Origin of the sequence: Clostridium puniceum, from assembly GCF_002006345.1 — a bacterium.
Classification (GTDB): Bacteria; Bacillota; Clostridia; order Clostridiales; family Clostridiaceae; genus Clostridium; species Clostridium puniceum.
Window position 1 is genome coordinate 1 of record NZ_LZZM01000069.1, and the last position, 2773, is coordinate 2773.

Sequence of the window (2773 nt, forward strand, 5' to 3'; positions counted from 1 at the left end):
ATATTGGTCAAGCCCTCGACCTATTAGTATCAGTCAGCTAAATATGTTACCATACTTACACCTCTGACCTATCAACCTTGTAGTCTTCAAGGGGTCTTACTAGCTTACGCTATGGGAAATCTAATCTTGAGGTGGGCTTCACACTTAGATGCTTTCAGCGTTTATCCCTTCCCGACTTAGCTACCCAGCTATGCTTCTGGCGAAACAACTGGTACACCATAGGTCAGTCCATCCCGGTCCTCTCGTACTAAGGACAGCTCCTCTCAAATTTCCTACGCCCGCGACGGATAGGGACCGAACTGTCTCACGACGTTCTGAACCCAGCTCGCGTGCCGCTTTAATGGGCGAACAGCCCAACCCTTGGGACCTACTTCAGCCCCAGGATGCGACGAGCCGACATCGAGGTGCCAAACCTCCCCGTCGATGTGAACTCTTGGGGGAGATCAGCCTGTTATCCCCGAGGTAGCTTTTATCCGTTGAGCGATGGCCCTCCCACGAGGTACCACCGGATCACTAAGCCCGACTTTCGTCCCTGCTCCACTTGTAGGTGTCGCAGTCAGGCTCCCTTCTGCCTTTGCACTCTTCGAACGATTTCCGACCGTTCTGAGGGAACCTTTGGGCGCCTCCGTTACATTTTAGGAGGCGACCGCCCCAGTCAAACTGCCCACCTAACAATGTCCTGTCACCAGTTTCATGGCATCCAGTTAGAACCTCAATACTATCAGGGTGGTATCCCAACAACGACTCCACCAAAGCTGACGCTCTGGTTTCCCAGTCTCCCACCTATCCTGTACAGACAATACCGAAATTCAATGCTAAGCTACAGTAAAGCTCTACGGGGTCTTTCCGTCCAATCGCGGGTAGCGAGCATCTTCACTCGCACTACAACTTCGCCGGATTTGCAGTTGAGACAGTGCACAAGTCATTACGCCATTCGTGCGGGTCAGAACTTACCTGACAAGGAATTTCGCTACCTTAGGACCGTTATAGTTACGGCCGCCGTTTACTGGGGCTTAAGTTCACACCTTCGCTTGCGCTAAGCATTCCCCTTAACCTTCCAGCACCGGGCAGGCGTCAGCCCCTATACATCAGCTTACGCTTTAGCAGAGACCTGTGTTTTTGTTAAACAGTTGCTTGTGCCTATTCTCTGCGGCCTGCTTTCGCAGGCACCCCTTCTCCCGAAGTTACGGGGTCAATTTGCCTAGTTCCTTAACTGCAATTCTTCCGTCGGCCTTAGGATTCTCTCCTCATCTACCTGTGTCGGTTTGCGGTACGGGCACTACTTCTCTCTCTAGATGCTTTTCTTGGAAGCATGGAATCAGATACTTCGGTTCCGTAGAACCTTCCCCATCACGCCTCAGAATTGTTAGAACGGATTTGCCTATCCTAACTCCCTAAACGCTTAGACCAGCATCCAATAGCTGGCACATCTTATCCTTCTCCGTCACACCATCGATAATAACGATTGTAGTGGTATTGGAATATCAACCAATTGTCCATCGACTACGCCTTTCGGCCTCGCCTTAGGTCCCGACTAACCCTGAGAAGACAAACTTTACTCAGGAAACCTTAGATATTCGGCCTGTAGGATTCTCACCTACATCTCGCTACTAATGCCAACATTCTCACTCGTAATCAGTCCACCGCTCCTTACGGTACGACTTCAGCCCGATTACGACGCTCCTCTACCGCTCACGCAAATGCGTGAACCCGTAGCTTCGGTGGTAAGTTTGAGCCCCGGACATTTTCGGCGCAGGATCTCTTGACTAGTGAGCTATTACGCACTCTTTTAATGAGTGGCTGCTTCTAAGCCAACATCCTAGTTGTCTTAGAAATCCCACATCCTTTTCCACTTAACTTACACTTTGGGACCTTAGCTGACGATCTGGGCTGTTTCCCTTTTGACCATGGAACTTATCTTTCACAGTCTGACTGCCGGACTGATAGTATATGGCATTCGGAGTTTGATAAGGTTCGGTAAGCGCTATGCCCCCTAGCCTATTCAGTGCTCTACCTCCACTACTCACATTTTCCGACGCTAGCCCTAAAGCTATTTCGAGGAGAACCAGCTATATCCGAGTTCGATTGGAATTTCTCCGCTATCCACAGCTCATCCCATGCTTTTTCAACAGCAACGTGGTTCGGTCCTCCACGAGGTTTTACCCTCGCTTCAACCTGGCCATGGATAGGTCACCCGGTTTCGGGTCTACAGCATGCAACTAGTCGCCCTATTAAGACTCGGTTTCCCTTCGGCTCCGTACCTTAAGTACTTAACCTCGCTACATACCGTAACTCGTTGGCTCGTTCTACAAAAAGCACATCATCACACTCATATGGTGCTTTGATCGGTTGTAGGCATATGGTTTCAGGTTCTATTTCACTCCCCTCCCGGGGTTCTTTTCACCTTTCCCTCACGGTACTGCTTCACTATCGGTCATCAGGTAGTATTTAGCCTTGGGAGGTGGTCCTCCCTGCTTCCCACAAGGTTTCACGTGTCTCGTGGTACTCTGGTGCAGAACTGATCATCATAGTTTTCACTTACGGGACTATTACCCTCTATGGTCCAACTTTCCAGTTGTGTTCAATTAACCATGATTTCTCGTTATGTTCTGTCCGCAACCCCAGAAATAAATTTCTGGTTTGGGCTCTTTCCTTTTCGCTCGCCGCTACTAAGAAAATCGATTTTTCTTTCTCTTCCTCCAGGTACTTAGATGTTTCAGTTCCCTGGGTATACCTTCATAAAGCTATGTATTCACTTTATGATACATGGGGT

At 49.3% G+C, this 2773-nt stretch carries 1 rRNA gene; it reads right to left on the reverse strand.

The annotated features are described in order from the left end of the window. Positions 1–3: 3 nt before the first annotated feature. Positions 4–2773: ribosomal RNA gene (locus tag CLPUN_RS05665) — 23S ribosomal RNA — on the reverse strand; the annotation flags it as partial.